This window comes from Pseudonocardia sp. N23 (assembly GCF_002583555.1).
Lineage (GTDB): Bacteria > Actinomycetota > Actinomycetes > Mycobacteriales > Pseudonocardiaceae > Pseudonocardia.
In genome coordinates this window covers 103551-127458 of sequence record NZ_BEGX01000069.1, presented here as the reverse complement: position 1 = coordinate 127458, position 23908 = coordinate 103551, and the positions used below count along the sequence as shown (strand labels likewise).

Annotated in this window: 22 protein-coding genes; 11 read left to right on the top strand and 11 right to left on the bottom strand. The window is 73.7% G+C overall.

The window, feature by feature from the left end; genetic code table 11:
- Positions 1-804, bottom strand: a complete 804-nt coding sequence (locus TOK_RS20435; protein ID WP_098959602.1) for a CoA transferase subunit A — start codon at positions 802-804, stop codon at positions 1-3.
- 97 nt (positions 805-901) lie between these two features.
- Positions 902-2299, bottom strand: coding sequence for an AI-2E family transporter (locus tag TOK_RS20430; RefSeq protein WP_098959601.1), 1398 nt, complete (start codon positions 2297-2299; stop codon positions 902-904).
- Positions 2300-3186: 887 nt separating this feature from the next.
- Here TOK_RS20430 and TOK_RS20425 point away from each other — a divergent pair.
- On the top strand, positions 3187-3648 hold the full coding sequence (locus TOK_RS20425) for a hypothetical protein (protein ID WP_141566467.1): 462 nt from the start codon (positions 3187-3189) through the stop codon (positions 3646-3648).
- A gap of 189 nt (positions 3649-3837) precedes the next feature.
- Here the strand turns inward: TOK_RS20425 and TOK_RS20420 are convergent, their stop codons facing one another.
- The 5 genes from TOK_RS20420 to TOK_RS20400 form a co-directional block, all read right to left on the bottom strand.
- Positions 3838-5157: an amidohydrolase family protein gene (locus tag TOK_RS20420; protein ID WP_098959599.1), complete on the bottom strand. Its 1320-nt coding sequence runs from the start codon at positions 5155-5157 to the stop codon at positions 3838-3840.
- A complete protein-coding gene (locus tag TOK_RS20415) occupies positions 5154-5777 on the bottom strand; it encodes an NYN domain-containing protein (protein ID WP_098959598.1) in 624 nt (207 codons plus the stop codon). Before TOK_RS20415 ends, TOK_RS20420 begins: the two co-directional genes overlap by 4 nt.
- 58 nt (positions 5778-5835) lie before the next feature.
- Complete coding sequence (locus tag TOK_RS20410) at positions 5836-6861, bottom strand: ABC transporter ATP-binding protein (RefSeq protein WP_098959597.1); 1026 nt, start codon at positions 6859-6861, stop codon at positions 5836-5838.
- Positions 6858-8147, bottom strand: coding sequence for an iron ABC transporter permease (locus TOK_RS20405; RefSeq protein ID WP_253258517.1), 1290 nt, complete (start codon positions 8145-8147; stop codon positions 6858-6860). The genes TOK_RS20410 and TOK_RS20405 overlap by 4 nt, the downstream gene beginning before the upstream one ends.
- A 251-nt stretch (positions 8148-8398) precedes the next feature.
- A complete protein-coding gene (locus TOK_RS20400; protein WP_098959596.1) occupies positions 8399-9445 on the bottom strand; it encodes an iron ABC transporter substrate-binding protein in 1047 nt (348 codons plus the stop codon).
- Positions 9446-9515: 70 nt separating this feature from the next.
- Here TOK_RS20400 and TOK_RS20395 point away from each other — a divergent pair, with 70 nt between their 5' ends.
- The 4 genes from TOK_RS20395 (at position 9516) to paaI (ending at position 12731) form a co-directional block, all read left to right on the top strand.
- A complete protein-coding gene (locus TOK_RS20395) occupies positions 9516-10169 on the top strand; it encodes a response regulator (RefSeq protein ID WP_098959595.1) in 654 nt (217 codons plus the stop codon).
- Position 10170: 1 nt separating this feature from the next.
- On the top strand, positions 10171-11508 hold the full coding sequence (locus TOK_RS20390) for a sensor histidine kinase (protein ID WP_098959594.1): 1338 nt from the start codon (positions 10171-10173) through the stop codon (positions 11506-11508).
- A 73-nt stretch (positions 11509-11581) separates the two neighbouring features.
- The gene (locus TOK_RS20385) at positions 11582-12130 is read left to right on the top strand and encodes an OsmC family protein (protein ID WP_098959593.1); all 549 of its coding nucleotides are present in this window, start codon (positions 11582-11584) and stop codon (positions 12128-12130) included.
- A 28-nt stretch (positions 12131-12158) separates the two neighbouring features.
- The gene (gene paaI / locus TOK_RS35090; protein WP_306305156.1) at positions 12159-12731 is read left to right on the top strand and encodes a hydroxyphenylacetyl-CoA thioesterase PaaI; all 573 of its coding nucleotides are present in this window, start codon (positions 12159-12161) and stop codon (positions 12729-12731) included.
- On the opposite strand, the gene TOK_RS20375 is transcribed toward paaI, so the two are convergent.
- Complete coding sequence (locus tag TOK_RS20375; RefSeq protein WP_141566466.1) at positions 12614-13771, bottom strand: nitric oxide synthase oxygenase; 1158 nt, start codon at positions 13769-13771, stop codon at positions 12614-12616. The two genes, paaI and TOK_RS20375, sit on opposite strands and share 118 nt — an antisense overlap.
- 197 nt (positions 13772-13968) lie before the next feature.
- Positions 13969-14721, bottom strand: a complete 753-nt coding sequence (gene trmB, locus TOK_RS20370) for a tRNA (guanosine(46)-N7)-methyltransferase TrmB (protein ID WP_098959592.1) — start codon at positions 14719-14721, stop codon at positions 13969-13971.
- A 183-nt stretch (positions 14722-14904) separates the two neighbouring features.
- Here trmB and TOK_RS20365 point away from each other — a divergent pair, with 183 nt between their 5' ends.
- The 6 genes from TOK_RS20365 (at position 14905) to TOK_RS20340 (ending at position 22519) form a co-directional block, all read left to right on the top strand.
- Positions 14905-17238: a DUF2339 domain-containing protein gene (locus tag TOK_RS20365; RefSeq protein ID WP_141566465.1), complete on the top strand. Its 2334-nt coding sequence runs from the start codon at positions 14905-14907 to the stop codon at positions 17236-17238.
- Between the two features lie 587 nt (positions 17239-17825).
- Positions 17826-18590: a hypothetical protein gene (locus TOK_RS20360; RefSeq protein ID WP_141566464.1), complete on the top strand. Its 765-nt coding sequence runs from the start codon at positions 17826-17828 to the stop codon at positions 18588-18590.
- Complete coding sequence (locus TOK_RS20355) at positions 18577-18831, top strand: hypothetical protein (RefSeq protein WP_141566463.1); 255 nt, start codon at positions 18577-18579, stop codon at positions 18829-18831. Before TOK_RS20360 ends, TOK_RS20355 begins: the two co-directional genes overlap by 14 nt.
- 47 nt (positions 18832-18878) lie before the next feature.
- Entirely contained in the window at positions 18879-20390 is a 1512-nt protein-coding gene (locus TOK_RS20350) for a TldD/PmbA family protein (protein ID WP_098959588.1), read from the top strand.
- Positions 20387-21790 carry a metallopeptidase TldD-related protein gene (locus tag TOK_RS20345; protein WP_098959587.1) on the top strand — a complete coding sequence of 468 codons (1404 nt, stop codon included), beginning with the start codon at positions 20387-20389 and terminating at the stop codon, positions 21788-21790. Before TOK_RS20350 ends, TOK_RS20345 begins: the two co-directional genes overlap by 4 nt.
- A gap of 420 nt (positions 21791-22210) precedes the next feature.
- Positions 22211-22519 carry a hypothetical protein gene (locus TOK_RS20340; protein ID WP_253258516.1) on the top strand — a complete coding sequence of 103 codons (309 nt, stop codon included), beginning with the start codon at positions 22211-22213 and terminating at the stop codon, positions 22517-22519.
- Between the two features lie 7 nt (positions 22520-22526).
- Here TOK_RS20340 and TOK_RS20335 read toward each other — a convergent pair whose 3' ends face one another.
- Positions 22527-22940, bottom strand: a complete 414-nt coding sequence (locus TOK_RS20335) for a hypothetical protein (protein ID WP_098959621.1) — start codon at positions 22938-22940, stop codon at positions 22527-22529.
- Positions 22941-23240: 300 nt separating this feature from the next.
- Positions 23241-23795, bottom strand: a complete 555-nt coding sequence (locus TOK_RS20330; protein ID WP_098959585.1) for a TetR family transcriptional regulator — start codon at positions 23793-23795, stop codon at positions 23241-23243.
- Positions 23796-23908 lie beyond the last annotated feature (113 nt).

The following is a 23908-nucleotide window of genomic DNA, read 5'->3' as shown; positions in this document are numbered from 1 at the left end:
TCACGGCGCGGCCACCAGGTCGTCGAGCCAGGCGCCGAAGCGCTCGCGGTCGGCGGACACCTCGGCCCAGTCGCGCAGGGCGGCGTCGTCGCGCTCGTAGTAGCCGTGCACGCGGGAGGGCGCGGCGCCGCCGGGGGCGAGGACGACGGCGGTGACGGCTGCGCCCGGGATGACGACGGACCCCGGGGCCGGGTCGAGCTCGTCGACGATCTCCTCCACGGTGACGATCGACGCGCGCGCCGCGAACACGGAGTCCTTCTGCATCCCGACGGGGCCGCGGATCTCGACGTTGCCGGCTCGGTCGGCGCGTTGCGCGTGGACGACGGTGACGTCGGGGACCAGGGCGACGACCGCGGTGACGGCCGAGCCGGTGAACGGGCAGCGGATCGTGGTGACGGTCGGGGTGTGCCGGGGCAGGTCGGTCCCGGTGTCGCGCAGGACGGCGAACGGGACCCGGGCGGCACCCGCGGCGTAGCGGGCGGCCATCGCGGGGTGGGTGTGTTCCTCGATGCGCAGCGGCGCGGGCCAGTCGTTGCCGAGCGCGTCGAGGAACCGTGCGGGTGGCCTGCCGTCGGGGCCGGCGATGCGGGAGAACACCAGGGTCTCGACACATCCGGCGCCGACGAGCTGGTCGGTGAGCTGGTCGGATGCCGAGCGCGCGAGGGTGAGCCGTCTGCGGCGCAGGCGGACGATCTCGTGTGCGGCGGCGTAGGGGACGAGGTGGTCCAGGCCTTCGAGTGCGACGGTGGCGCCGTCGCGGACGAGCTCGGCCACGGCCGCCGTCAGCTCCACGATCTTCGGCACGGCCCGAACGCTAATGCGGTGCAGGGGGTCCGGCAATCGAGCGCCGCCGTGTGGGACGTCCGTCTTATACAAATGTATTAGACGGACGTATGAATCATCACGGCGTCTTGCGGAACCGGCTCATCATCCGTGACGCGAACGACGGCCGGTCCGAGGTGTCGGAAGACGACGCGATCGGATGCCCGTGGCGCGGGTTGACCGCATTGACCAGCAGTGGCGACGGCTCCACCGGCGCCCGCAACGAGCGCACCGCCGCGGTGATCACCGCCAGCAGCGGCACCGCCAGCAGCGCGCCGGCGATCCCGGAGACGACGACGCCCGCCGCCACCGCGAGCACGACCGCGAGCGGGTGCAGGGAGACCGCGCGACCGAGCAGTAGCGGCTGCAGCACGTGCCCCTCCAGCTGCTGCACCGCGACGACCACCCCCAGCACGATCAGGGCGGGGATGATGCCGTTGGCCACCAGCGCGATCAGCACCGCGATCACCCCGGTGACGACCGCGCCGACCGTCGGGATGAACGCGCCCAGGAAGACCAGCGCGGCCAGCGGGATGACCAGCGGCACGCCGACCGCCCACAGGCCGATCCCGATGCCGACGGCGTCGACGATCGCGACGAGGACCGTGGCGCGCGTGTAGCCGACGAGCGAGGCGAACGCCCGGCGTCCGGCGACGTCGACCCGCTCCCGACGGGCCGGTGGTGTGCCCTTCAGCAGGAAGCGCCAGATCCGGGGGCCGTCGTAGAGGAAGAAGATCAGGGAGAACAGCGCGAGGGCGAGGCCGGCCGCGATCTCGGTGACGGTGAGCGCGGTGCTCAGCGCCCCCGAGGTGAGGGCGTCGACGTTGTTGCGGATCGCCTGCTCGATCTGGCCGGGCAGGTCGTCGAACTGCGACGTCGGGATGCGGAACGGTGGGCCCGCGAGCAGCTGCTGGATGGATTGGAAGCTGGCGCTCAACTGCCGCTGCAGGTCGGGGAAGCCCGCGATGAACGTGTTGATGACGAACGAGAGCAGCCCGCCGAGCAGTGCGATCCCGCCGATGAGGACGAGCAGCGTCGCCGGCCCACGCGGCACCTTGCGGTCGACCAGCCAGTGCACGACCGGCGCGAGCAGCGCCGCGAGGAGCAGGGCGATGGCCACGGGGACGACGACGATCCGCAGCTCGATGATGAGGAAGACGAGCAGGCCGAACGCTGCGGCGATGATGAGTACACGCGCGCACACCTCCGACGTCACCCGCAGCGGCGTGGGGATGAGGTCGCTGCCCCGCGGGCCGGTGTCGCGGTTGGGCGCCGGCGGCATCGCCTCGGGCCCGGGCTCGGCGCGGGGTGCGTCCACGGGCAGCGTCTCGGGCCGTCCGTCGTCGGCCGCCCTGCCGGTGAGCGTCCGCGCGCCCTCGGCGGCGTCGGGGTCCTCGCCGCCGGCACCCCGCTCGCCGGTCTGCGGCTGCGGGTCCGCGCGACCGGCGGGTCCTGATCGCGCCTCGTCGTCACTCATGGGGCGACCGTATCCCCGGGGTGGGTGCGGTGCGGGTCGAGAGTCCCGGCACGGCGTCGCCCCGTGGTCCGCACCGGAACGGCGGCCGGTGGGTCGACGGGGACGGGCGGTCGCGCACGGGCCCGGAGTGTCGTCGCGGCCGCCGGCTCACGGCCCCGCCGGACGTCTCGCAGGCTGCGCCGGTCGGGATTGTCGGTCGCCGCTCCGGAGCAGCGACGCCCACCGATCGGGGACGCAGCGCCGAATTACACCCGTGTAGTTGACGTCTGTTCGGGAGGTCGATGCTCCATCAGTGGAAAACCCGATCACGTGGAGTTAAAACGGACATTCGGCGAAGGGGCCCGTGACGACCGGTTCCGACGTCGACCGTACGGCCGCAAGCGGCCGGAACGGGGCGGCGACACGCCGGCCGGCAACCACGTCCAGAGGTCCGGTGCAGCCCTGACATGCGTAGTTGTCCCGCGCCGACACCCGCGACCCGATGTCGGAGCCGAGCGTGCGACGACCGGTCCCACCCCTGGTACCGGCCGTGTCGGCGCGCTCGCGACGGGTGTGCCGACCGACACACGACCCCCCCGGGTACCCGGCTCGCAGGACCTCTGGGTTCGAGTCGAACAGCGTTCGCGGACCTCAGGATGACGTGCGGTACCGAACTGGTCGCCGCATGCAGTGACCGGCAACTCGACAGAGTGTGATCATCTCGGCTACGCCACTCTAACGAGCGAAATCGGCCTGAAACCCGGTAACGACGGCTCCGAGCCCGTTTCCACGGGCGTGTGTCCCCGTTGTGGGTGTCAGAGTGCGCCGAACGGCCGTACCCGCCGCGTCTGCTCGGACGGACCGGCTGTGTGGCGCACATCGCAGGGAAGTGGACATCGGAGGTGGGCGTGACGGATCAGATGAGAGGCGTCGCTGCGGTCGTCGCACGGCGCCGCGTGATGCTCGGCGTGGAGGACAGCGGTCCGTTCCCGGGGCGTCACGCCAGTCGGACCGAGATCGCGGCGGAGACGCCGATCTTCCACTCGCTCACCGCCGGTGGATGGCGCAGCCGCCAGCACGAGCCCGCCGCCGAGCGACCCGCCCGCCCGGCACGCCGGACCCGCCGCACCCGCGACGCCGACCTGCTGACCGAGTTCCGTCGCGACCCGCTGACCGCGCCCATCCCGGCGCAGGCCTTCACGCCGAGCCCGCCCGCGACGCCACCGCGCACCGGCCGGCACGGCGCCCACGCGCTGGAGGACCGCGCCGAGCGCCGCCAGGAGCGTCGCGCCGAACGTCGCCGCAGCGACGGCGGCCGGCACAGCCGCTATGAGGCAGCCATGCGCGCGGGCGTGGCGATGGGCTGGTGAGTGTGACCCTCCAGGGCGGCTGACGGGCAGAGCCGCGGCCGCCGGGAGGGGAACGGTGATCTGCTGGGGAGTGGGTCACCTTGCACGACGCGGGCCGGGTGCCCGTGAGGACCGGAGGGGAGACCCGGTCGTCACGGGTACCCGGCTTTCGCGCGTTCCGGGCCTGCCGGTCCTGCGGCGCCGGACTGCTCAGACCGTGGCGTGCAACCGCCGTGCGACGGCCCTGGCCGCGGCCAGTGTCTCGCCCGCGTCGACACGTGTCGGTTCACCGGACTGGAGCACCTGCTCGCCGGCCACCCACACGTCCCGCACTGCCCGCGCGCCCCCCGCCCAGACGAGGTTCGACAGCAGCTGCGCGTCGTCGTCCGGGTCGACGAATGCCGGGTCCTCCAGGTCGACGTGCACGAGATCGGCCCAACGGCCTGCCTCGATCACCCCGATGTCGTCGCGGCCCAGGGCCGTCGCACCGTCACGCGTCGCGAGCAGCAGCAGGTCGGCGGCCGTGAGCGCGGCGGCGTCGCCGGTCCCGAGCCGGGCGAGCAGGCCCGCGAGCCGGGCCTGGTGCCAGAGGTCGAGATCGTCGCCGGAGGCGGGGCCGTCGGTTCCGAGGCCGACGCGCGCCCCCGCCGCGCGCAACGCCGGGACCCGGGCGACCCCCGCGGCGAGCTTCCCGTTGGACCCCGGGCAGTGCGCGACGCCCGCGCCACGGCGGCCCAGGAGCGCGACGTCGTCGTCGGAGAGCTGGACCGCGTGCGCGGCCAGCAGCCGGCCCGCGAGCAGCCCCGACGACTCCAGCAGCGCCGGCACCGACCCGAACTCCTCGCGGACGTGCGCGTCCTCCTGCGCCGACTCGGCGACGTGGATGTGGACGAGCGCATCCCGTTGCGCCGCATGCTCGGCGACCGAGCGCAGCGCCTCGGCGGGCAGCGTGTACGCGGCGTGCGGTCCGTAGCCCAGCTCGATCCGCTCGCCGGGCCCGAAGCGCAGGCCGTGGGCGTCGATACGGGCGGACACGTCGTCGCGCATCTGTTCCCAGGTGCCCAGCCGGTCCCAGCCGGGCGCCGCGATGATCCCCGGTGTCACGACCGCCCGCGTCCCGACGGCCAGGACCGCGTCGACGACGGCGTCGGTGAAGAAGTACATCTCGGCGCTGGTGGTGCAGCCGGTGCGCAGCAGCTCGACGCCGCCCGCGACCATCCCGACGCGGACGTCGTCGCCGTCGAGCAGCGCCTCGGCCGGCCACATCACGCCGACCAGCCACTCCATCAACGGCAGGTCGCCGCCCATGCCGCGCAGCACCGTCATCGGGGTGTGGCAGTGGGTGTTGACGAGCCCGGGCATCAGCAGCCCGGGCACCGCCCGGACCGGCGCATCGGAGGCGGGTGCCTGTGCGGCCGGTCCCACCCAGGCGATGCGCCCGTCGGACGCCACATCGACGACGGCGTCGCGCACCACTGTGCAGTCCGCGTCGCAGGTCAGCGCGACCGGCGCGATGAACCTGGAGGTCACCGCCGCGGATCGAGCAGCGAGCGCAGCGACCGGAAGGGCGGCAGCCAGGCGCCACCGTCGGGCAGCGTGTCGAGGGTCATGCGCGGCAACGGCTCGCGGAACACGCCGTCGATGTCCTCGAGGTCGACGAACTCGATGACCTCGGACTGCAGCGCGAACGTCGCGTACTCGCGGAAGCCGATGACGGTGACGCCGGCACCCTTGGCGACGAGGTCCTCGAGGGGCTCACGGAAGGCGCGGCCGTCGCCCGAGGCGACGACGACGTGCTGCAGCACGCCCTCGTCGGCGCGCAGCTGGATGTGCCGCAGCATGTCCTCGTCGACATCGGAGTCGTCGCTGGTCTTCGGCTTGGCGAAGACGGCGAAACCGACGTTGCGCAGGGCTTCGACCCAGGGGCGCACGACCTCTGTGCTGCCCTGGACGACGTTGGTGAAGACGGTGGCCTCGGCGGTCGCGTCCGGGCCTGCGAGGTCGAGCAGCCAGCGGCCGACGGCGTCGAACCGGGGCCGGAAGGTCGAGGTCGGGCGTGCTCCCAGCAGCGAGCCGAGGCTCATGTCCATGTTGGGTGCATCCCAGACGAGCAGCACCCGAGGTGGCGGCGACCCGCCGGACTCACTCATGCGTCGACCCTATCCGTGGCCGGGGTCCGCCCGGGGCGCGCCGCCGAACAGACCTCACTCACAGGGCCCGTCGGTGCAGGACGTGCACGGTCCCGGTGACGGCCACGGTCGTCGGGTCGCCGGGCCGGGGCAGCGTGCCGGTGGCGGGGACCCGCGCGAGGACAACGGTGCCGTCCGGGAGCAGGAGCCGCACGACCCGCGTGTGTCCGTGGAACTCGACCCCCGTGACATGCGCGGACGCGTCGCCCTCCCCCACGCCGACCTGCTCGGGACGCACCACCGCGGTCACGACGCCGGGCGCCCCGGGCGCGTGCCGGAGCGGTCCGAGCGCGGTGCGGACGACGGCACCGTCGCTCTCCCCGACCAGCAGCGTCGCGGCGCCGACGAAACGCGCGAGCCATTCCGATGCGGGTGCGCCGTAGAGCCGCTCGGGCGCGTCGTCCTGCACGATCCGGCCCTCGTGCAGGACGGCGACACGGTCGGACACCGAGAGTGCCTCGTCCTGGTCGTGGGTGATGAGGACAGCGGCCGTGCCCGCGACGCGCAGGGTGGCGACGACGTCGGCGCGGACGGTGGCCCGCAGGCCTGCGTCGAGGTTGGCGAACGGCTCGTCGAGCAGCACGACGGCCGGTTCGGGCGCGAGTGCCCGAGCGAGCGCGACCCGTTGCCGTTGCCCGCCGGACAGTTCGTGTGGCATGCGGTGGGCGAGCCCGTCGAGGTCGAGCCGGCCGAGCAGGTCGGCGACGCGCATCGCCCGCAGGGGACGACCCAGCCGCCGCAGTCCGTAGCCGACGTTGCGCGCCACGGTGAGGTGTCCGAACAGCGCCCCTTCCTGCGGGACGAGCCCGATACCGCGGTGCTGCGGAGCGACCCGGGTGAGGTCACGCCCGCCGAGCGACACGGTGCCGGCCGCGGCGGGGTGCAGGCCGGCGACGGTGCGCAGCAACGTCGTCTTCCCGCTGCCGCTCACCCCGAGAACGCTGACGAACTCACCGCCGTGCACGTCGAGGTCGACCTCGTGCAGCACCGGGGTGCGGTAGCCGGCCGAGAGCCCGCGCACGCGCAGGACGACGTCGCCGCTCATCGCCGTCGCCCCCGTTCGGAGAGGAACCAGGCAGGGACGCTGGCTGCGAGGACGAGCAGCAGGGCCGTGGGTGCGGCGGCGCCGTACGTACCGAGGGACGTGTGCTGCCACAGGTCCGTGGCGAGGGTGTCGAGTCCGATGGGGCGCAACATGAGCGTTGCCGGGAGCTCCTTCATCGTGGTGACGGTGACGAGCAGGCCGCCTGCGGCGATGCCGGGCCACGCCTGCCGGCCGGTGACGGCGAACCAGGTGCCGAGCGCCGACCGGCCGAGGGTGCAGGAGACCTCCTCGACCGCCGTCGGCACCCGTTCCACGGCGGCCCGCGTCGCACCGATCGCCTTGGGCAGGAACAGGACCGCGTAGGCGAACACCAGTACGGGCGCCGTCTGGTAGAGCCCGGGCAGCAGGCCCAGCGACAGGAATACCAGCGACAGCCCGACGACGATGCCGGGCAGGCCGTGCCCGAGGTAGGCCACCGACTCCACGACACCGGTGACGCGACCGCGGTAGCGGGCGGCGAGCACCCCGACCGGCACCGCCAGCGCGACGACGAGCGCACCGGCCGCGACGCCCAGCGTGAGCGTGGTAGCGGTGCTGCGCAGCAGGTCGGGCCAGTCGGGGCGGGTTCCCGCCGCGACGATGCGGCCCGCGAGGACACCCAGTGGCAGCAGCAGCGAGGCTGCGGCGACCGCGGCCAGCGCGGTCGCGACGACCCCGGTCGCCAAGGGGCGCAACGTCACCGGCTCGGCGCGGCGGGTCGCGACGACCGCGCGCCCGGCCACCGACCGGCGCCGGACGCGGCGCTCGGCCAGCACCACCGCGAGCACCAGCACCGTGAGCAGCAGGGCGAGGACGGCGGCGGTGACGCGATCGAGGCTGCCGGTGTAGGACGAGTGGATCGCCCAGGTGAAGGCGGGGTACCGCAGCAGCGCAGGCGCGCCGAAGTCGGACAGCGTGTACAGCGCGGCGAGCAGCGCCCCGGCCAGTGCCGCGGGCAGCACCTGCGGCAGCGTCACGGTCGCGAAGGCGGTGACCGGGCCGCGGCCCAGGGTGCGCGCGACGTCCTCGGGACCGGCGTCGGCCAGCCGCAGCGCCGCCAGCGCCGGGATCGTGACGTATGGCGTGCACGCCAGCACCATGACGCCGACGAGTGGCCAGAACCCGTTGATGCCCGGCCAGGCGGCCAGCCACGCGAACGCAGTGATGTAGGACGGCACGGCCAGCGGCAACGACGCCAGCACCCACCACAGGCCCGGCGCGGGCAGCCGCACCCGGACGACGAGCACGGCCGTCGCGACCCCCAGGACCAGGCAGCCCAGGCCGACCGCGGCGACGAGCAGGACCGTGCCGGCGGCGAGCTCCCACGTCCGCGGGCGGGTGAGGACGGCGAGGACGCCGTCGATGCCGGCCTGCCCGGCGCGGACGACGAGGTAGACGAGGGGAAGTGCGGCGAACGCGGCGACCGCCGCGCCCGCCGCGAGCAGCGGCCCGGGAGGACGGTGACCCGTCGTCCCGGACCGCGAGCGCGACCAGGCGATCAGACGAAACCCTCCTGCGTCAGCATCGCGACCGTCTCCTGGACCGATGACAGGTGGGACAGGTCGATGTCCGGGCCGCCGAGGCGCTCCAGCGCCGGCACGGCCTTGGGCGCCCCCGTGCCCGCGACCAGCGGGTACTCCGCCGTCTTCTCCGCGAAGTACGTCTGGGCCCGCGGCGAGACCAGGAACTTCACGAACTCGGCGGCCTCCGGCGACTGCGCGGCGCCGTTGAGGATGCCCGCACCGGTGACGTTGACCAGGGCGCTCACCGAGCCCGGGTCCCCGAACTTCAGCTGCGCCCGCAGCGCCGTCGGGTCGGTCTCCGAGCGAGCCCAGTAGTAGTGGTTGATCAGGCCGAGACCGGCGGTGCCGGCGTTGACGGCCTCGAGGATCGCGCCGTTGCTGCGGTGGATCTGCGGCTCGTTGGCCTTCAGGCCCTTCAGCCAGTTGCGGGCGGCGTCCTCGCCTGCGCTGACCCGCAGCGCGGTGACGTGGGCCTGGAACGACGCGTTGGTGGGCGCGATCGCGATCCTGCCCTTCCACTGCGGTTCGACCAGCTTGGTGATGTCACCCGGGACCTGGTCGGCCGTGTAGGCCTGGCTGTCGTAGGCAATGACGCGGGCGCGACCGGTGAGGCCGACCCACGTCCCGTCCTTCGACGTGTAGTTGGCAGGGACGACGGAGGTCACGTCGGCGGGAAGCTTGGTGAGGCGGCCGGCGGCGGCGACCGCGCCGAGTGCGCCCGACTCCTGGGAGAGGAATACCTGGGCGGGGGTTCGGTCGCCCTCCTCGAGGAGCTGCGCCGCGATCTCGGTCGTCGATCCGTATCGGGTCTCGACCTTGATCCCGGAGGCCTGCTCGAACTGCTGGATCAGCGGCCCGACGAGTGCTTCCTCGCGTCCCGAGTAGACCACGAGCGTCCGGTCGCCGGAGTCGGCGGCGGTCGTGGGAGCAGCGGGGGGCGCGCCGCCGCCGCAGGCCGAGAGGGCCAGCGCCGCGGTGAGCGCGCCGGCCAGGAGGCCGAGCCGTCGCCGTGGTGAGGACATCGCAGATGCACCTGTTTCTTCGTCGGGGATTGTCGAGGACCGAAGGATTAGGTGAGGCTAAACTTCTGATATGTCCGAGTCGCCCCCCCAAATTTCGGGGGTTCGCACGCCCGTCGCCGGCCCCGCGCCCCGCCGGTCCGTGTTCGTGCTCGACGACCACCGCGTCTTCACCGACATGCTGTCGCTGACGCTGGGCATGCAGCCCGACCTGCGCTGCGTCGGCGTCGCCCACTCCCTCGCCGAGGCCCTCCGAACGGCCGCCGCCACCGAGTTCGACGTCGCGATCGTCGACCGGCAGCTCCCTGACGGCGACGGCCTCACCCTGCTGCCCTGGCTGCGGATGGTGCACCCGCATGTCCGCACCGTCGTCCTCACCGCACACCCGCGCCCCGACGCCGCCGAACGGGCGCTCACCGAGGGCGCAGTCGCGTTCCTGCCCAAGGACGGGTCGCTCAGCGACATCCTCGCCGTCGTCCGCGGAGGCACGAGCGCCTCCGCCGACGTCGCACCCCGTCCCACCCTCACCGGCCGCGAGCTCGACGTGCTGCGCGCCCTCGCCCGCGGCCTCGACGCCCACCGCATCGCCGGCGACCTCGGCATCTCCCTGCACACCACCCGCGACCACATCAAGATGCTGCTGGCCAAGCTCGGGGCGCACACCCAGCTCGAAGCCGTCGTCGTCGCGCACCGGCTCGGCGTCGTCGAGCTCGACGGCCCCGGCTGACGTGCGGCGAGTCGTCCGCCGGGCGCTCGTACGGCACGCCGTGTTCACCGCCGTCGCCGCCGCCGTGCTGTCGGGGATCACCGTCGGCGGGCTCTGGCTCTTCGCCAGCGGCGAGGCGCATCGCACCGCCCGCGACGTCTCCGGCCGCGTCGCCACCGCCGTCGTCGTCGCCCTCTCCGAGCACCACTACGACCCCGTCGACCCGACCTCACGCGACGAGGTCCTCGCCGGGCTGGCGCCGTTCATCGACTCCGGGATGCTCGCGCGGGTCAAGATCTGGCGGGTCGTCGGCGACCAGGTGCAGGTCGTCGTCTCCGACGAGCCCCGCAACGAGGGCGACGGCCGCAGCTTCGACGCCGAGCTCGCCCGCCGCCTCGACTCCGGCGAGATCGTCGTCCTCCCCGTTCCCGACGACCCCGGACACCGCTACGAACGCGCCGCCGGTCAGACCCTGCTGGAGGCGTTCGTCGGGTTCCGCGACGCGTGGGGCGTGCCCATGCGACTCGAGGTCTACGTGCCCGTCGACACCACCGCGACCGTCCGCAGCGCGATGGTCGACCTGCTCCCCCTCGTCGTCGGCAGCCTGCTCGTGCTCGCCGCGGCAACCGTCCCGCTCACGGTGTCACTGGCCCGCCGCGTCGAGCGCGACCAGCGGGAACGCCAGGCCGTCCTGCACTACGGGCTCGCCGCATCCGAACGCGAACGTCGCCGCCTCGCCCAGGTCTTGCACGACGGCGTCGTTCAGGATCTCGCAGGCACCGGGCTGCTCGTCGACGCGCTGCTGCTCGACGAGACCGTCGACGAGCGTCGTGAGCTGCTCGGCCGGGTGCACGGGCTCGTCGAACGCGACGTCGAGATGCTGCGCGGCCTGCTCACGGAGCTCGCGCCCGGCGGCCTCGGCACCCCCGACGTCCGCACCTCGCTGCAGGAGCTGGCCACCGAGCACGAGCGCACCGCGGGCGACGTCACGCTGGAGACCGCCGTCGCCGTCACCGACGAGCCCGACGCCCACGTCGTCGCGTTGCTGCACCGCGTCGGACGCGAACTGGTCCGCAACGCGGTCCGCCACGGCGCGCCTGCCGAGGTTCGGGTCGAGGTCGACACCCCGGAGCCCGACCGGGTGCGCATGACCGTCGCCGACGACGGCTGCGGCTTCGACCCCGACATCGCCGCCAGGGAAGGCCACGTGGGGCTGCGGCTTGTGGGGCTCGCCGTCGAGGAGCGAGGCGGGACCCTGACGGTGCACAGCGCACCCGGCGACGGAACGTCCGTCGCGGTGACGCTGCCCGTCCGGCTGCCGGAACTGCTGCCCTCGCCCACGGGACACCGCGACCGGTGACCCGGAGGTAGTGGTGGAATGGACACCCGACACCCGACATCCGACACCGCTGCTGGACCGAGATGAGCCGATCTTGACCGCGAACTCCCACACCGGACTCGCCCGCTACCTGCAGCTCAAGGCCGACGCCATGCGCGCCACCGCCGCCGAGCTGCCGAACGACGCCGACCACCGCGAGACCATCAGCGCCCGCTGCACCGCCGACGATCTCACCGGCGTGCGCAAGCTGCGCATCCGCGACTGGCAGTACATCGGCGACTCCGGGCCCGCGATGGGCGGGTGGAACCTCGGGCCGAGCTCGCCGGAGCTGCTGTGCGGCGTCGTCAGCACCTGCCTGGTGCACACCTACCTGATCGCCGCCGCGAACCAGGGGATCCCGCTCGACGGCGTCGACATCGAGGTGACGGCCCAGAACAACGACGCCCGCTTCTACGGCATCGCCACCGACGATCCGTCGACGCCGTTCGAGTTCCGCGCGACGGTCCGGCTCACCGCCCCCGACGCCACCCCCGAGCAGGTCGCCGGGCTGCACCGGTACGCCGACTCGACGTGCCCCGTCATGAAGGTGCTGCGCAACCCCGTCGAGATCGACCTGATCGTCGCCGAACCGCTCGACACCTGACCGCCCGGCGCGGGGCACACTGTCGTCCGTGCCCCCCGCCGAGAACCCCGACGCCCTCAGTGTCGCCCGGGACGCCGCGGCCGCGATGGAGTACGCCGACGTCGCCGCCCGGGAGGCCGGGGTCCGGCTCGTCGACGTCGGGCCCGGCCACGCCACCACGGCGCTGACCGTGACCGACAAGCACCTCAACGGCCACGGCATCTGCCACGGCGGCTACGTGTTCCTCCTCGCCGACGCCGCGTTCGCCTACGCATGCAACAGCTTCGGGGTGTCGACGGTCGCCGCGGGCGCCGACGTCACCTTCCTCCGCCCGGGCGCTGCCGGGGAGGAGCTCGTCGCCGAGGCGCGCCTGCTGGGCGGAGCAGGCCGGTCCGGGCTCTACGACGTCACCGTCCGTGCGGGCGACGCCGTCGTCGCCGAGTTCCGCGGACGCAGCCGCACCGTGCCGGGCCTGGCGGCGCCGCCCCCACCACCGGCCCGACCTCAGCCCGGGTCGGCCATCGGCTCGCCGAAGTCGGCGTCGTCGAGCGCGGCCTTGTCGAGGACGTCCTCGGCCGGCGGCAGGAACGCGGGCCGCTCGTCGGGCCGCGGATCGTCGTAGTACCGGTGGAACACGCTGGTCAGGCCGCCCGACAGCGGCGGCACGATCCACGTCCAGTCGGCCGGGCACGACCGGCCCGCCTTCTCCTCCTTGGCCAGGTGCGCGAGGAAACGGTCGGACTCCGTGTGGTGGTCGGCCATCGTCACGCCCGCCTCGTCGAACGAGTGCTGCACGGCCAGGGTGAGCTCGACGAGTGCACGGTCGCGCCACATCGTCCGCACCGAGCTGGTGTCCAGGCCCAGCCGCGCCGCGACCGCGGGCAGCAGGTCGTAGCGGTCCGCGTCGGCCAGGTTGCGCGCACCGATCTCGGTGTTGAGGTACCAGCCGTTGAACGGCGCCGCCGGGTACCGGACCCCGCCGACGACCAACGGCATGTTGCTGATCGCCGGCACCGCGTGCCAACGCAGCCGCATCTCGGCGAACCACGGGTGGTCGGGATGGGTCAGCGGCACCTCGAGCACCGCGTCGTCGGGCAGCTCGTGCAGCGACGGGCGACCGTCGGGACCCGAGACCAGCAGCGGCAGGACGTCGAACCGGCCACGCTGCTCCGGCCGCTTCCAGCCCAGCCGTCCGACGAGATCGGTGAAGTCGGCGGTCCTCGGGTCGCCGCGGACCGAGCCGTCGGGGAGCCGGTGCCCGGCGTAGCGGATGAGCTGCTCGTTGTGGATGCGCGGCCCCGGCCGTTCCGGCACGTCCGGGGCGAACACGGTGATCGACGAACGGATCCGCCCACCACGGGTCGCGTCGCGCAGGTGCTCGACGCACTCGGCCGCGACGTCGCCCGGCGCGGTCAGGTGCCTGCGGTCGCGGACCTGCAGCGTGCGCCAGTACAGCCGGCCGATGCAGCGGGCGGAGTTGCGCCATGCCGCCCGCGCCCCGAACGCGAGCTCCTCCCCGGTGTGCCGGTAGGTGCCCGTCGCGGCGATCTCGTCGAGCACCACGGACATGCGCTGAGCGAGCGGCTCGGCGTCCGGCCCCGCCGCGTCCTCGGCGTAGGTCAGCTCGAGGAACTCGGCGGCCTCGTCCGGGTCGACCGGCATCGGCCCCGGGTCCGGCGTCCCCGCGTCGGGCCGACCCCGGCCGGTGACCGGGCAACCGCGACCGGGGAAATCCGACTGCAACGATCCGTGACCATTGACCACCGCGGTCACAGAAAGCCTCCAGAAGATCACTCGTCGGATACAAGGAGCGTGCCCGAGCATTTGTACCTGGTGACTCTCAGTGTGTCACTGTGCCCCTAACGTGACGTGCGTTCGTACAGCAGATCGGACACGGCCCTCTCCTCCACGACCGCCCTGCTCTCGAACTTCGACACCGGCCGCCATTCGGGCCGCGGCAGGAAGCCGTCCGGCCCGACGCCCGGTGCGCGCCGCAGGAGCTGTTCGGCGTCCGCCACATCGCGCATCTGGACGGCGTAGTCAGCCCAGTCGGTCGCCATGTGCAACGTCGCCCCAGGTCGCAGCCGTGACGCCGCCAACCTCACGAAGTCCGGCTGAACCAGCCGGCGCTTGCGGTGCCGCCGCTTCTGCCACGGGTCGGGGAAGAAGATCCGGATACCGTCGAGCGAATCCACCGGGATGCACGAGTCCAGCAGGGCCACGGCGTCACCCCGCAGGAGCAGGAGGTTCCGCAGCCCGGCGTCCTCGATCCGCAGCAGCAGCTGCGCCAGCCCCGGCTCGAAGACCTCCACGGCGAGGTGGTCGACGTCCGGCGCCGCCTCCGCGAGCGCCGCCGTCGTCTCCCCCATGCCTGATCCGATCTCCAGCACCAGCGGCGCCTCGCGGCCGAACCACGCCGACGGCGCGAACGGCTCGCCACCGGCGACGAGATCCTCGACATCCCGGCCGACGCCACCCCACAGCCGGTCCCACGCCGACTGCTGGCCTTCGGTCAGCCGGTTGCGCTGATGGACGAAACTCGGGATCCGGTCCGTCCGCCGCGCGCCCTCGTCGGCCGTCGCGTCGGTCACGGTCTCGGGGCCCACTGTCATCGTCTCCGGGTGTGCGGCTGGGGGTCTGCGGCTGGCGTGCGGCGTTGATTCTCCCCGACGGTCAGACGCGTCCGTCGGGGCCCGGTCCGCACGTTGTGACCGATCCGTTACCTCCGCAGGGTGCAACTACGCATCCGCGACGCGCAGGAGGTCGTCATCCTCTGCGGTGTGTCCGATTCACAGGTGACAGACGACAGGCTCGCCGCCGTCGCCGCCGAGCTCGGCCGGCTGGGACGGCGCCTCGACGACCTCGGCGGTGAACTGCTGTCCCTGCGGGGGACTCAGCCGGGTCCGGCACCGGACGGGGGGTACGGAGCCGGACCCGGTCAGGCCTCTCGTCCTGACGCGCCGCCCGCCGTTGCTCCAGCGCAGCCTCCCGCACAGCCCTCCGCGCCGGCGCAGGCTCCACAGCAGGTCCAGGCTCTGCAGCAGGGCCAGGCGGCGGGGGTCCGGCCACCGGCGCCCGGTGTACCCGGCCCCGCGCAGTGGCCGGGCACCCGGCCCGGTACCGCCCCCTCCTTCGGAGGGCAGCAGTACCCGCCGCCCGCGGGCCTCGGCGCGCCCGCCTGGAACCGGCCCGCCCCCGGTGCCCACCCCGCGCCCTACGCCCCGCGCCCGCAGGCCGCGCCGAAGGCCTCCTGGACGGCGTCGCTGTCCGGCGCCCGGCTGCTAGCCTGGACCGGTGGCGCCGTGACGCTGCTCGGCGTCGTCATGCTGCTCGTCCTCGCCGCCTCCCGCGGCTGGTTCTCCCCCGGTGCCCGGCTGATCGCCGGTGCCGCGCTCGGCGTCGTCCTCGTCGGCATCGCCGCCTGGCTGCACCGCAAGGAGACCGCCCGCGCAGGCGCCGCCGCCGTCGCCGGGACGGGCGTCGCCGCCCTCTACCTCGTCGTCGGGTCCGCCACCGCCCAGTACGGGTTCCTGCCCCCCGTTGTCGGGCTCGCCCTGGCCGTCCTCGTCGCCGCGGGCGGCCTCGGCCTCGCCGACGTCTGGCGCCTGCAGGCCCTCGCCATCGGCGCCGTCGTCGGAGCAGCGATCCTCGCGCCGTTCGTCACCCAGGGCTGGGTGCCGCTGCTCGGTGGCCTCGTCGTCGTCCTCGAGATCGCCGCAGGTGTCGTCGCGCTGCGCCGCGGCTGGCCGTGGCTGCTCGTCGTCGCCGCGGCCTGGGCCGTCCTCTACACCGCGCTCGCCGCCGGCATCGCCCGCTCCTCCGCGCTCTGGGGAGCCGGCGCGGCCGCCATCGCGACGCTCGTCGTCGGCGTCGCCTTCGCCCTCTACGCGCTGGTCAAGCGGGAGATGACGCCCGCACACGGCGTCCTCGCCTCCGCCGCCCTGCCCACCCTGGTCCTCGCGGGCCGCCTCGGCGGCTGGGGCGGTGCGGCCGTCGCCGCCGGTGCTGCGATCGTGATGCTCGGCGTCGCCCTCGTCCCGTCGTTCACCCGGCCCATCCGCGTCGTCTCGCTCGCCGCCGGTGCCATCGCCCTCCTGGTCGCGACGTCACTGCCCTTCTCCGGCGAGGTCGCCGTCGCCGTCATCGTCGGCGAGGCCATCGGGTTCGCCGTCGCCGCAGGCATGCTGCGCAGCCGGATCACCCTGCTGTTCGCCGCCGGCTTCGCGGTCCTCGGCGTCCTCGGCGCCGTCGCCCGGCCCCTGCCGCCGACCGTCCTCGCCCTCTTCCCCATGCCCCCCTTCGTCCGCGGCGGGCTCCCACAGCAGGGCGCGCTCGTCACCGGCCTGCTGGTCGCGGTGCTGCTCGTCGGCCTCGCCGTCGCGATGCTCGTCGCCTTCGAGCGCACCGGGCTGCTCGGCTCCCGCGACGGCCGCACCGCGCTCTGGGTCGTCGCCGGGCTCGTCGGGCTCTACGGGCTCACCGGCGTCGCCGTCGCCGTCGCGGTGCTGATCTCGCCCGACCGCGGCGGGTTCGTCGCCGGCCACGCCGTGGTCACGGTGTCGTGGACGGTCCTGGCCCTCGTCCTGCTCGCCCGCGGCATCCGCAACACGCCGCTGCGCATCGCCGGGCTGGTGCTCGTCGCCGCGGCCGTCGCCAAGCTGATCCTGTTCGACCTCGTCTCCCTCGACGGGCTCGCCCGTGTCGGTGCCTTCCTCGGGGCCGGTCTGGTGCTGCTGGCCGCGGGTGTCCGCTACGCGAAGCTCGTCGCCGAGGCGGAACAGGCCGACCGCCGGGCCCTGCCCGCGCCCGGGAAGCCGGACCTCGCCGGCGGGGTCACGCAGAGCCAGGCGGGCGCCGCAGCATCGAGCCCCGGCCCCGGCCCCGGCCCGCACGGACAGCCGCAGGGCCAGCCGACGCAGGGCCAGCCGACGCAGGGCCGGCCGACGCAGGGCCAGGGAGCGCAGGGCCAGGGAGCGCAGGGCCAGGGAGCGCAGGGTCACGGGATGCCCGGTCGCGCGACGCAGGACCGGCCCGCGCAGGGTCTGCCGTCGCAGGGTCGGCCGGAGCCCGAGGGTCAGGGCGATCGCGACACCTCGGGTCCGCCCCCAGAATCCGGCGACCGCACCTGATCACCTCGCTCGCGATGACGCACCCGGTCCACGGGGTGCGTCATCGTGCGAGCGCGAGCGGGTCGGCCTCACCGCCGCGTCGGTGCCGCGGCGGACCGTCGTCACGCGGTCTTTGCGGACGGGGCGCAGGTCGTGCGAGCAGGGACTGACCTTCGGGCCTACCGAGGACCCGACAACCTGCGCTACGACGGCCTTCCGTGGGCCACGGGCTCCGTGTCCGTGACCCGTGCACCCCTGGTGGGCATGGCACACCCCGTGCACAGGGTGCGTCGCCGGTGGGGGTGCAGCCGGGCGTTGTCGGGGTGCGGGGCGGGAGCGGCCGTTCGGTGACCTGCCGGCTGTCCGACAACCGCCGGTCCGGCACGACCCCGTGCGTGGCGACGCTGCCGCACCCCCTCGAACGTATGGCGCATCCCTTCGTGGGGGTGCGCCCGCCGGTGCAGGAGGTGCTGCGTCGGGAGCGGTGTGTCCCGTGTCGTGCAGGGTGGGGCCGCTGCGCCCGTTCGGCCTTCTCGGGTGCGTTCGCGGGCGTGAACATCGGCCGAAACCGCCCACGTCGGACCGAGGCGGCGTGCGAACGTGCGGCCATGATCGATCGGTACGCCGAGGCCGAGCGCATGCGCCGCGTCGAGCTGACCGCGCAGCGGGCCGGGCTGACGGGGTACCGGACCGAGGTGCGGACGGTGTGCGCGCTGGCCCGGGTGTCGGCACAGTCGCAGGTCACGACGGTCGCCACCGCCCTCGCCGCCGAGCTGGTGCAGTACGCCGATCGTGCCTGCCGCACCGACCGGGCACGCCTCCCCGGATACGCCGCCGTTGCCGCGGACCGGGCCGTCGGCAGCGTCGTCGAGCGGGTCGGGCGTGAGCTGCTGCCCGAGCTGCGCCGGGTCGCGACGGTCCGCGGGCTGCCGGTCGCCGTCGTCGACTCCGCGGTGGGCCGGGCAGACGTTCCGCGGGTCGTGCTGCCCGCTGCGCCGCCGCCGGCCCGTCCGTGGCAGGCCGCGTCCGGGGCCGGTGGGACGTGGCGGACGGTGCTCCCGTGGCTGGGCCTGCCGGTCGTCGGCGCGCCGGCGGTGACCGGGACTGTGGGGCCGGCGGTCGGGTGCGGGGTGGCGCTGCTGGTCGTGTCGGCGGGCGCGCGCTGGACCGCGGCCGACCGGGCCCGGCTTCGCCGGTGGGCACCCGGGGTGGCGACGGCGGTCCGGGTGGCCGCGTCGTCGGCGGTGGTGGCGTTGCTGGTGCAGGCCGAGCAGCGGGTGTGCGCGGCGCTGGACGTCGCCACGGCGGCGCGGCTGACGGCGATCGACGAGGAGCTCGCGGCTCCCGGGAGGAGCTCCTGTGTCAGAACGTGATCCGTCGGTGGTCGACGATCTCGGCACCCCTGACCGGCCGGGTCTGCCGTTGGAGGTCGGTGCCGACACCGACGAGGACGGCGTCGCCGACACCCTGGCGTTGCTCGACGGGCCGGACCTGTTGTTGCACATGGACGTCGATGGCGACGGCCTGTCCGACGACGTGCTGGCCCTCGGCGTCGACGACCTCCCCGGGATCGAGCCGCGCGGTCGGTGGTGGTCGTGGCTGTGGCCCTGGTGAACGCCCGGCTGTCGATCTTTGTCGGTGGGGCTCGGTAGGTTGCAGGCGTGGCTCCTGATCCGAGGATCGACCCGGCGTTCCGGGACCTGCCGCTCGACACGCTGGCCGATGCGGCGCTGTCGCGTGCCCGTGAGCTCGGCGCGCAACACGCCGATGTGCGGGTCGAGCGGATCGTCTCCCAGTCCATCTCGCTGCGCGACGGGTCGGTCACCGGGGTGTCGGACTCGACGTCGGTGGGCCTCGCGGTGCGTGTCGTGGTCGACGGGGTGTGGGGTTTCGCCTCGCACGTCGAGCTGACGCCGCTGCGCGCGGCGGAGACGGCGGCGCAGGCCGTGGCGGTGGCGCGCACACTGGCGCCGGTGGCGCGGGAGCGGGTCGAGCGCGCCGACGAGCCCGTGCATGTCGGGGAATGGGTGTCGGCCTACGAGGTCGACCCGTTCTCGGTACCGACGCGGGAGAAGGTGGAGCTGCTCACCGAGTGGTCACGGCGGCTCCTGGCGGCGGACGGGGTCGACCACGTGCAGGCCTCGGTCTCGCAGGTGCGGGAGAACAAGTTCTACGCCGACCTGGCCGGCACGCGTACGGTCCAGCAGCGGGTCCGGATCGAGCCGGGGTTCACGGCCACGGCGGTCGACCGTGCGGCGGGCGGCTTCGAGACGATGAGCACCCTCGCCCCGCCCGCGGGCCGCGGCTGGGAGTACGCCACGGGCACGGGGTGGGACTGGGCCGGCGAGCTCGCCACGATCCCGGAGCTGCTCGCGGAGAAGACGAAGGCGCCGTCGGTGCAGGCCGGCCCGACCGACCTGGTGATCGACCCGACCAACCTGTGGCTCACGATCCACGAGTCCATCGGCCACGCCACGGAGTACGACAGGGCGATCGGCTACGAGGCCGCCTACGCGGGCACGAGCTTCGCCACGCCCGACAAGCTGGGCACCCTGCGCTACGGGTCGCCGATCATGCACGTCACGGGTGACCGCACGGTGGAGCACGGGCTGGCAACGGTCGCGTTCGACGACGACGGCGTGGCCACCACGGAGTGGGACCTGGTGCGCGACGGGGTGCTCGTCGGCTACCAGCTCGACCGGACGTTCGCCCCGCGGCTGGGGCTGGAGCGGTCCAATGGTTGCGCCTTCGCCGACTCGCCGCACCATGTCCCGATCCAGCGGATGGCCAACGTGTCGCTGCGGCCCGACCCGGAGCGCGACACGACCACCGACGAGCTGATCTCCCGTGTCGAGCGCGGCATCTACGTCGTGGGCGACAAGTCGTGGTCGATCGACATGCAGCGCTACAACTTCCAGTTCACCGGGCAGCGGTTCTACCGGATCGAGGACGGCCGGCTGGCCGGCCAGCTGCGCGATGTCGCCTACCAGGCCACGACGACCGACTTCTGGGGCTCGATGGAGGCCGTGGGTGGCCCGTCGAGCTGGCGGCTCGGAGGCGCGATGAACTGCGGGAAGGCCCAGCCCGGGCAGATCGCCCCGGTCAGCCACGGGTGTCCCCCGGCCCTGTTCCGCGGGGTCAACGTCCTCAACACGCAGGAGGAGGCGTCATGACGGTCCTGCCGCCGCAACAGATCGTCGAGCGGGTCCTCGGGGGCGTGAACGCCGGGTCCGACGTCGCCGGCCGGGTCGTGCTCGTGTCCGAGACGAGCGAGGCGGTCCTGCGCTGGGCCAACTCGACGATGACCACGAACGGCCTCGGCACCTCGCGGCGCACAACGGTGATCTCGCTGGTCAGGGTCGAAGGTGGGACGGCGGCGGGGGTCGTGAGCTCCAGTGCCGCGGTCACCGACCCGTTGCAGCTCGACGAGCTGGTCGCTGCCAGTGAGAAGGTCGCGCGCGATGCCGGGCCGTCGCGCGATGCGGCCGAGCTGCCCACCGACGTCGTCGACGACAAGGCGTGGACGGAGCCGGCGGCGGGGACGTCGATCGAGGTGTTCGGCGACCTGGCCACGGGCCTGTCGGACGTGCTGGCGGGCGACCTGCGGCACTACGGCTTCGCCAGCCACTCGCTGACGACGATGTGGCTCGGCACGTCGACGGGGGTGCGCCGGCGTTGGGTGCAGCCCACCGGCTCGGTGGAGCTCAACGTGAAGACGCCCGACCTCGAGGGCTCGGCCTGGACGGCGGTGGGTACGGCCGACTTCACCGACGTCGACGTGGTGGCCCTCGCCGCCGATGCGTCGCGGCGGCTCGAGTGGGGTGCACGGCGCACGGCGCTGCCGGCGGGCCGCTACGAGACGTTGCTGCCGCCGTCGGCGGTGGCCGACCTGATGGTCTACCTGGTGTGGTCGATGGAGGGCCGGGCCGCGCAGGAGGGTCACAGCGCGCTCTCGGGCCCCGATGGTCCGCGCGTCGGTGAGCGCCTCACCGACCTGCCGCTGACGTTGACAAGCGACCCGACGGTCCCCGGCCTGGAGTACGAGCCGTTCCTGATGACGTCGAGCTCCGGTGGCGGGACGAGCGTCTTCGACAACGGCGCCCCGACACGGCGGGTCGACTGGGTGCGCGAGGGTGTCGTCAACGAGCTGGTCTACTCCCGCGCCGAGGCCGCCGAGTTCGGCACGACGTTCACCCCGGCCGGCGACAACCTGTTGCTGCGGGGTGGTCCGTCCGGGTCGGCGTCGTCGATCGACGAGATGGTCGCGGGCACCGAGCGCGGCCTGCTGCTGACGTGTCTCTGGTACATCCGGGAGGTCGACCCGACCAGCCTGTTGCTCACCGGGCTGACCCGCGACGGGGTGTACCTGGTGGAGAACGGGGAGGTCGTCGCGGAGGTGGAGCACAACTTCCGGTTCAACTACTCCCCGCTCGACGTGCTGCGCCGTGCCACGGAGGTCGGGGCGACGGTGCCGACGGTCCCGCGCGAGTGGAAGGACTGGTTCACCCGGGCGGCGATGCCGCCGCTGCGGGTGCCGGACTTCAACATGTCGTCGGTGTCGCTGGGCCGCTGACACGTCCGCCACTGCACGCGGAGAAGCGGGGCACCTTTCCCTGAGTTCGAGGGTGGCTGGTCGGGGCCGCGTCAGGAGCAGGTCCGGCGCCGAACTCGGTTGGGGTGCACAGGCTCGTCGTGGGCGGCGGGTAGGACGGTTCTCCCAGGTCGCGGGCCTGCGGATCGACGCTCGCGAACGGATGGGGCAGGTGGGGCGCCGGGGCCGGGGTTCCGGGCGCCGAGCGGTTCGGCCCTCGCGCCCGGTGTCCGGACCGTGACGGATCGGCGCAGCCTCGTGCCGACTCGGCGGCAGCCCGGCGCGCCGAGGCCGCGTGGGCGCATCGATGCCTCAGTCTGGACCCGAACACCACGCACCCTGAGCAAGCCGTCCTGGTACCCGCCGATGCCGTCGAGGTCCGCTAGTCGAGGGAGTCCGTCCGTGTCGTCGTACGACGTGGTCAGTGCCTACACCCTGGTGATCGGCGACGACACCGGCGAGCCGACGGTGAGCGTGCACGGCAGCGCAGGCGCGGCCTGGCGGGAGCTCGACCGGGAGGTCCGCAAGCGATCACGGATGCGTCCGCGGCCGCGCCGGGTGATCGACGAGGAGTCGGCGTCGCGACTGGCGACGGCGTGGCGGGCGGCCGACCCGGAGTCGCGGTTCTGGAACGTGACGGCGCACCGGCTGCCGATCCTGCTGCCGGTGATCGCGCGGAGCTCGGGCGCGGTGGCGGCCCGGGCGGGTTGAAGAGGGCTCAGTTGGGCGGCGGAACGGGCTCGGCGCCCCCGGGCCGGCTCTTCTGCTCGGCGATCCGGAGCTGGACGTTCTCCGCGGTGACGGAGGCGCGGCGGCGTTCCCGGACGCGGAAGAGCACGAGCATCGACACTCCGTAGGCGATGCCGACGATGACGAGTACGACGCCGAGCTTGGTCACCATGGTCTGCACGACGCCGTCGACCGGGACGTCGGCAGTGGAGATGATCGCGAGCACGCCGAGCGTGAGCAGGTGGAACAGCACGGTGAGCAGGAGGTTCAGCGAGCGGGCGGTCTCCTTGCTCTGGAAGACCTCCTCGAGGAACGGTTCGCCGGACAGGAAGAGCACGCGGCCGACGGCCACGGTCAGGGCCAGTGCGACGACGAGGAAAACCAGATACTCACCGGTGGTCACGTGGGGCCTCCTGCGATCGGTGCCGTAGGACGGCACGGTCAGAACCGCGTACCCGGTGGGCCCGTCCATCATGCAGGGCTGCTGCTGGATTCCGATCCTCCTCGTCACCTCAGTAGGCGTCGGCGATCCGGTCGGCGACGGCGGCGACGGTGAGGCCGCTGCGTTCGCGGGCGGCGGCCTGCAGTTCGGGGGCGCTGCGGACGAGCGCCATGCGCACCTCCTCGACCTCGCGTCTCTCCGGTGGGAGCCGTCGGATCGCGGTGCGTGCCTACCTGGCCGGTGTCCTCCCGGCGGAGCGCGTCAGCGTGTGAGCAGCCCGCGCAGGACGCCGACGAGGTCCTCGACGTCGCCGACGCCCGTGATGGGTGCGCCGGTGAGGGTGCGCAGGTAGAGGCCGTCGCCGACGAGCTGGACGAGCCAGGCGAGCAGGGGGTCGGGGACCTCGGCGCGCAGGGCTGCGAGGCCGTCGGCGTCGACGGCGGCGATCGCCTCGCGGGCGGTGAGGCCGATGGGGCCGGCGTCGGCGATGCGGAGCGCGGCGAGGTAGGTGCGGGTGAGCCCGGTGGCCGAGGCGCGGCCTGGGACCGACGTCCGCAGGTAGTAGGCGACGGCCCCGTCGGGGTCGGCGTGCATGGCGTCGGCGTCGGCGGCGCTGCGTTCGCGGAGCCGGTCGAGCAGTCCGGTGGCGAGGGCGTCCTTCGACGCGAAGTGGTACAGCAGCCCGCCCTTGGAGACGTCGGCGGCCGCCGCGACGGCGTCGAGCGTGGTGGCGCCGGGGCCGGCCTCGATCAGCAGGGTCTCGTACGCGTCGAGGACACGGTCGCGGGCGCTCGGCGCCGGGTTGGTCTTCGGCACGGCGTGAGTCTAGGGGCGCGCTCGGGTGGCACGTCGCACGTCCGGCCGATGGCGGGAACAGCCTGCGGGACTGTACCGTCTGGACGGTATAGAACTCCCTGCTCGTCATCACG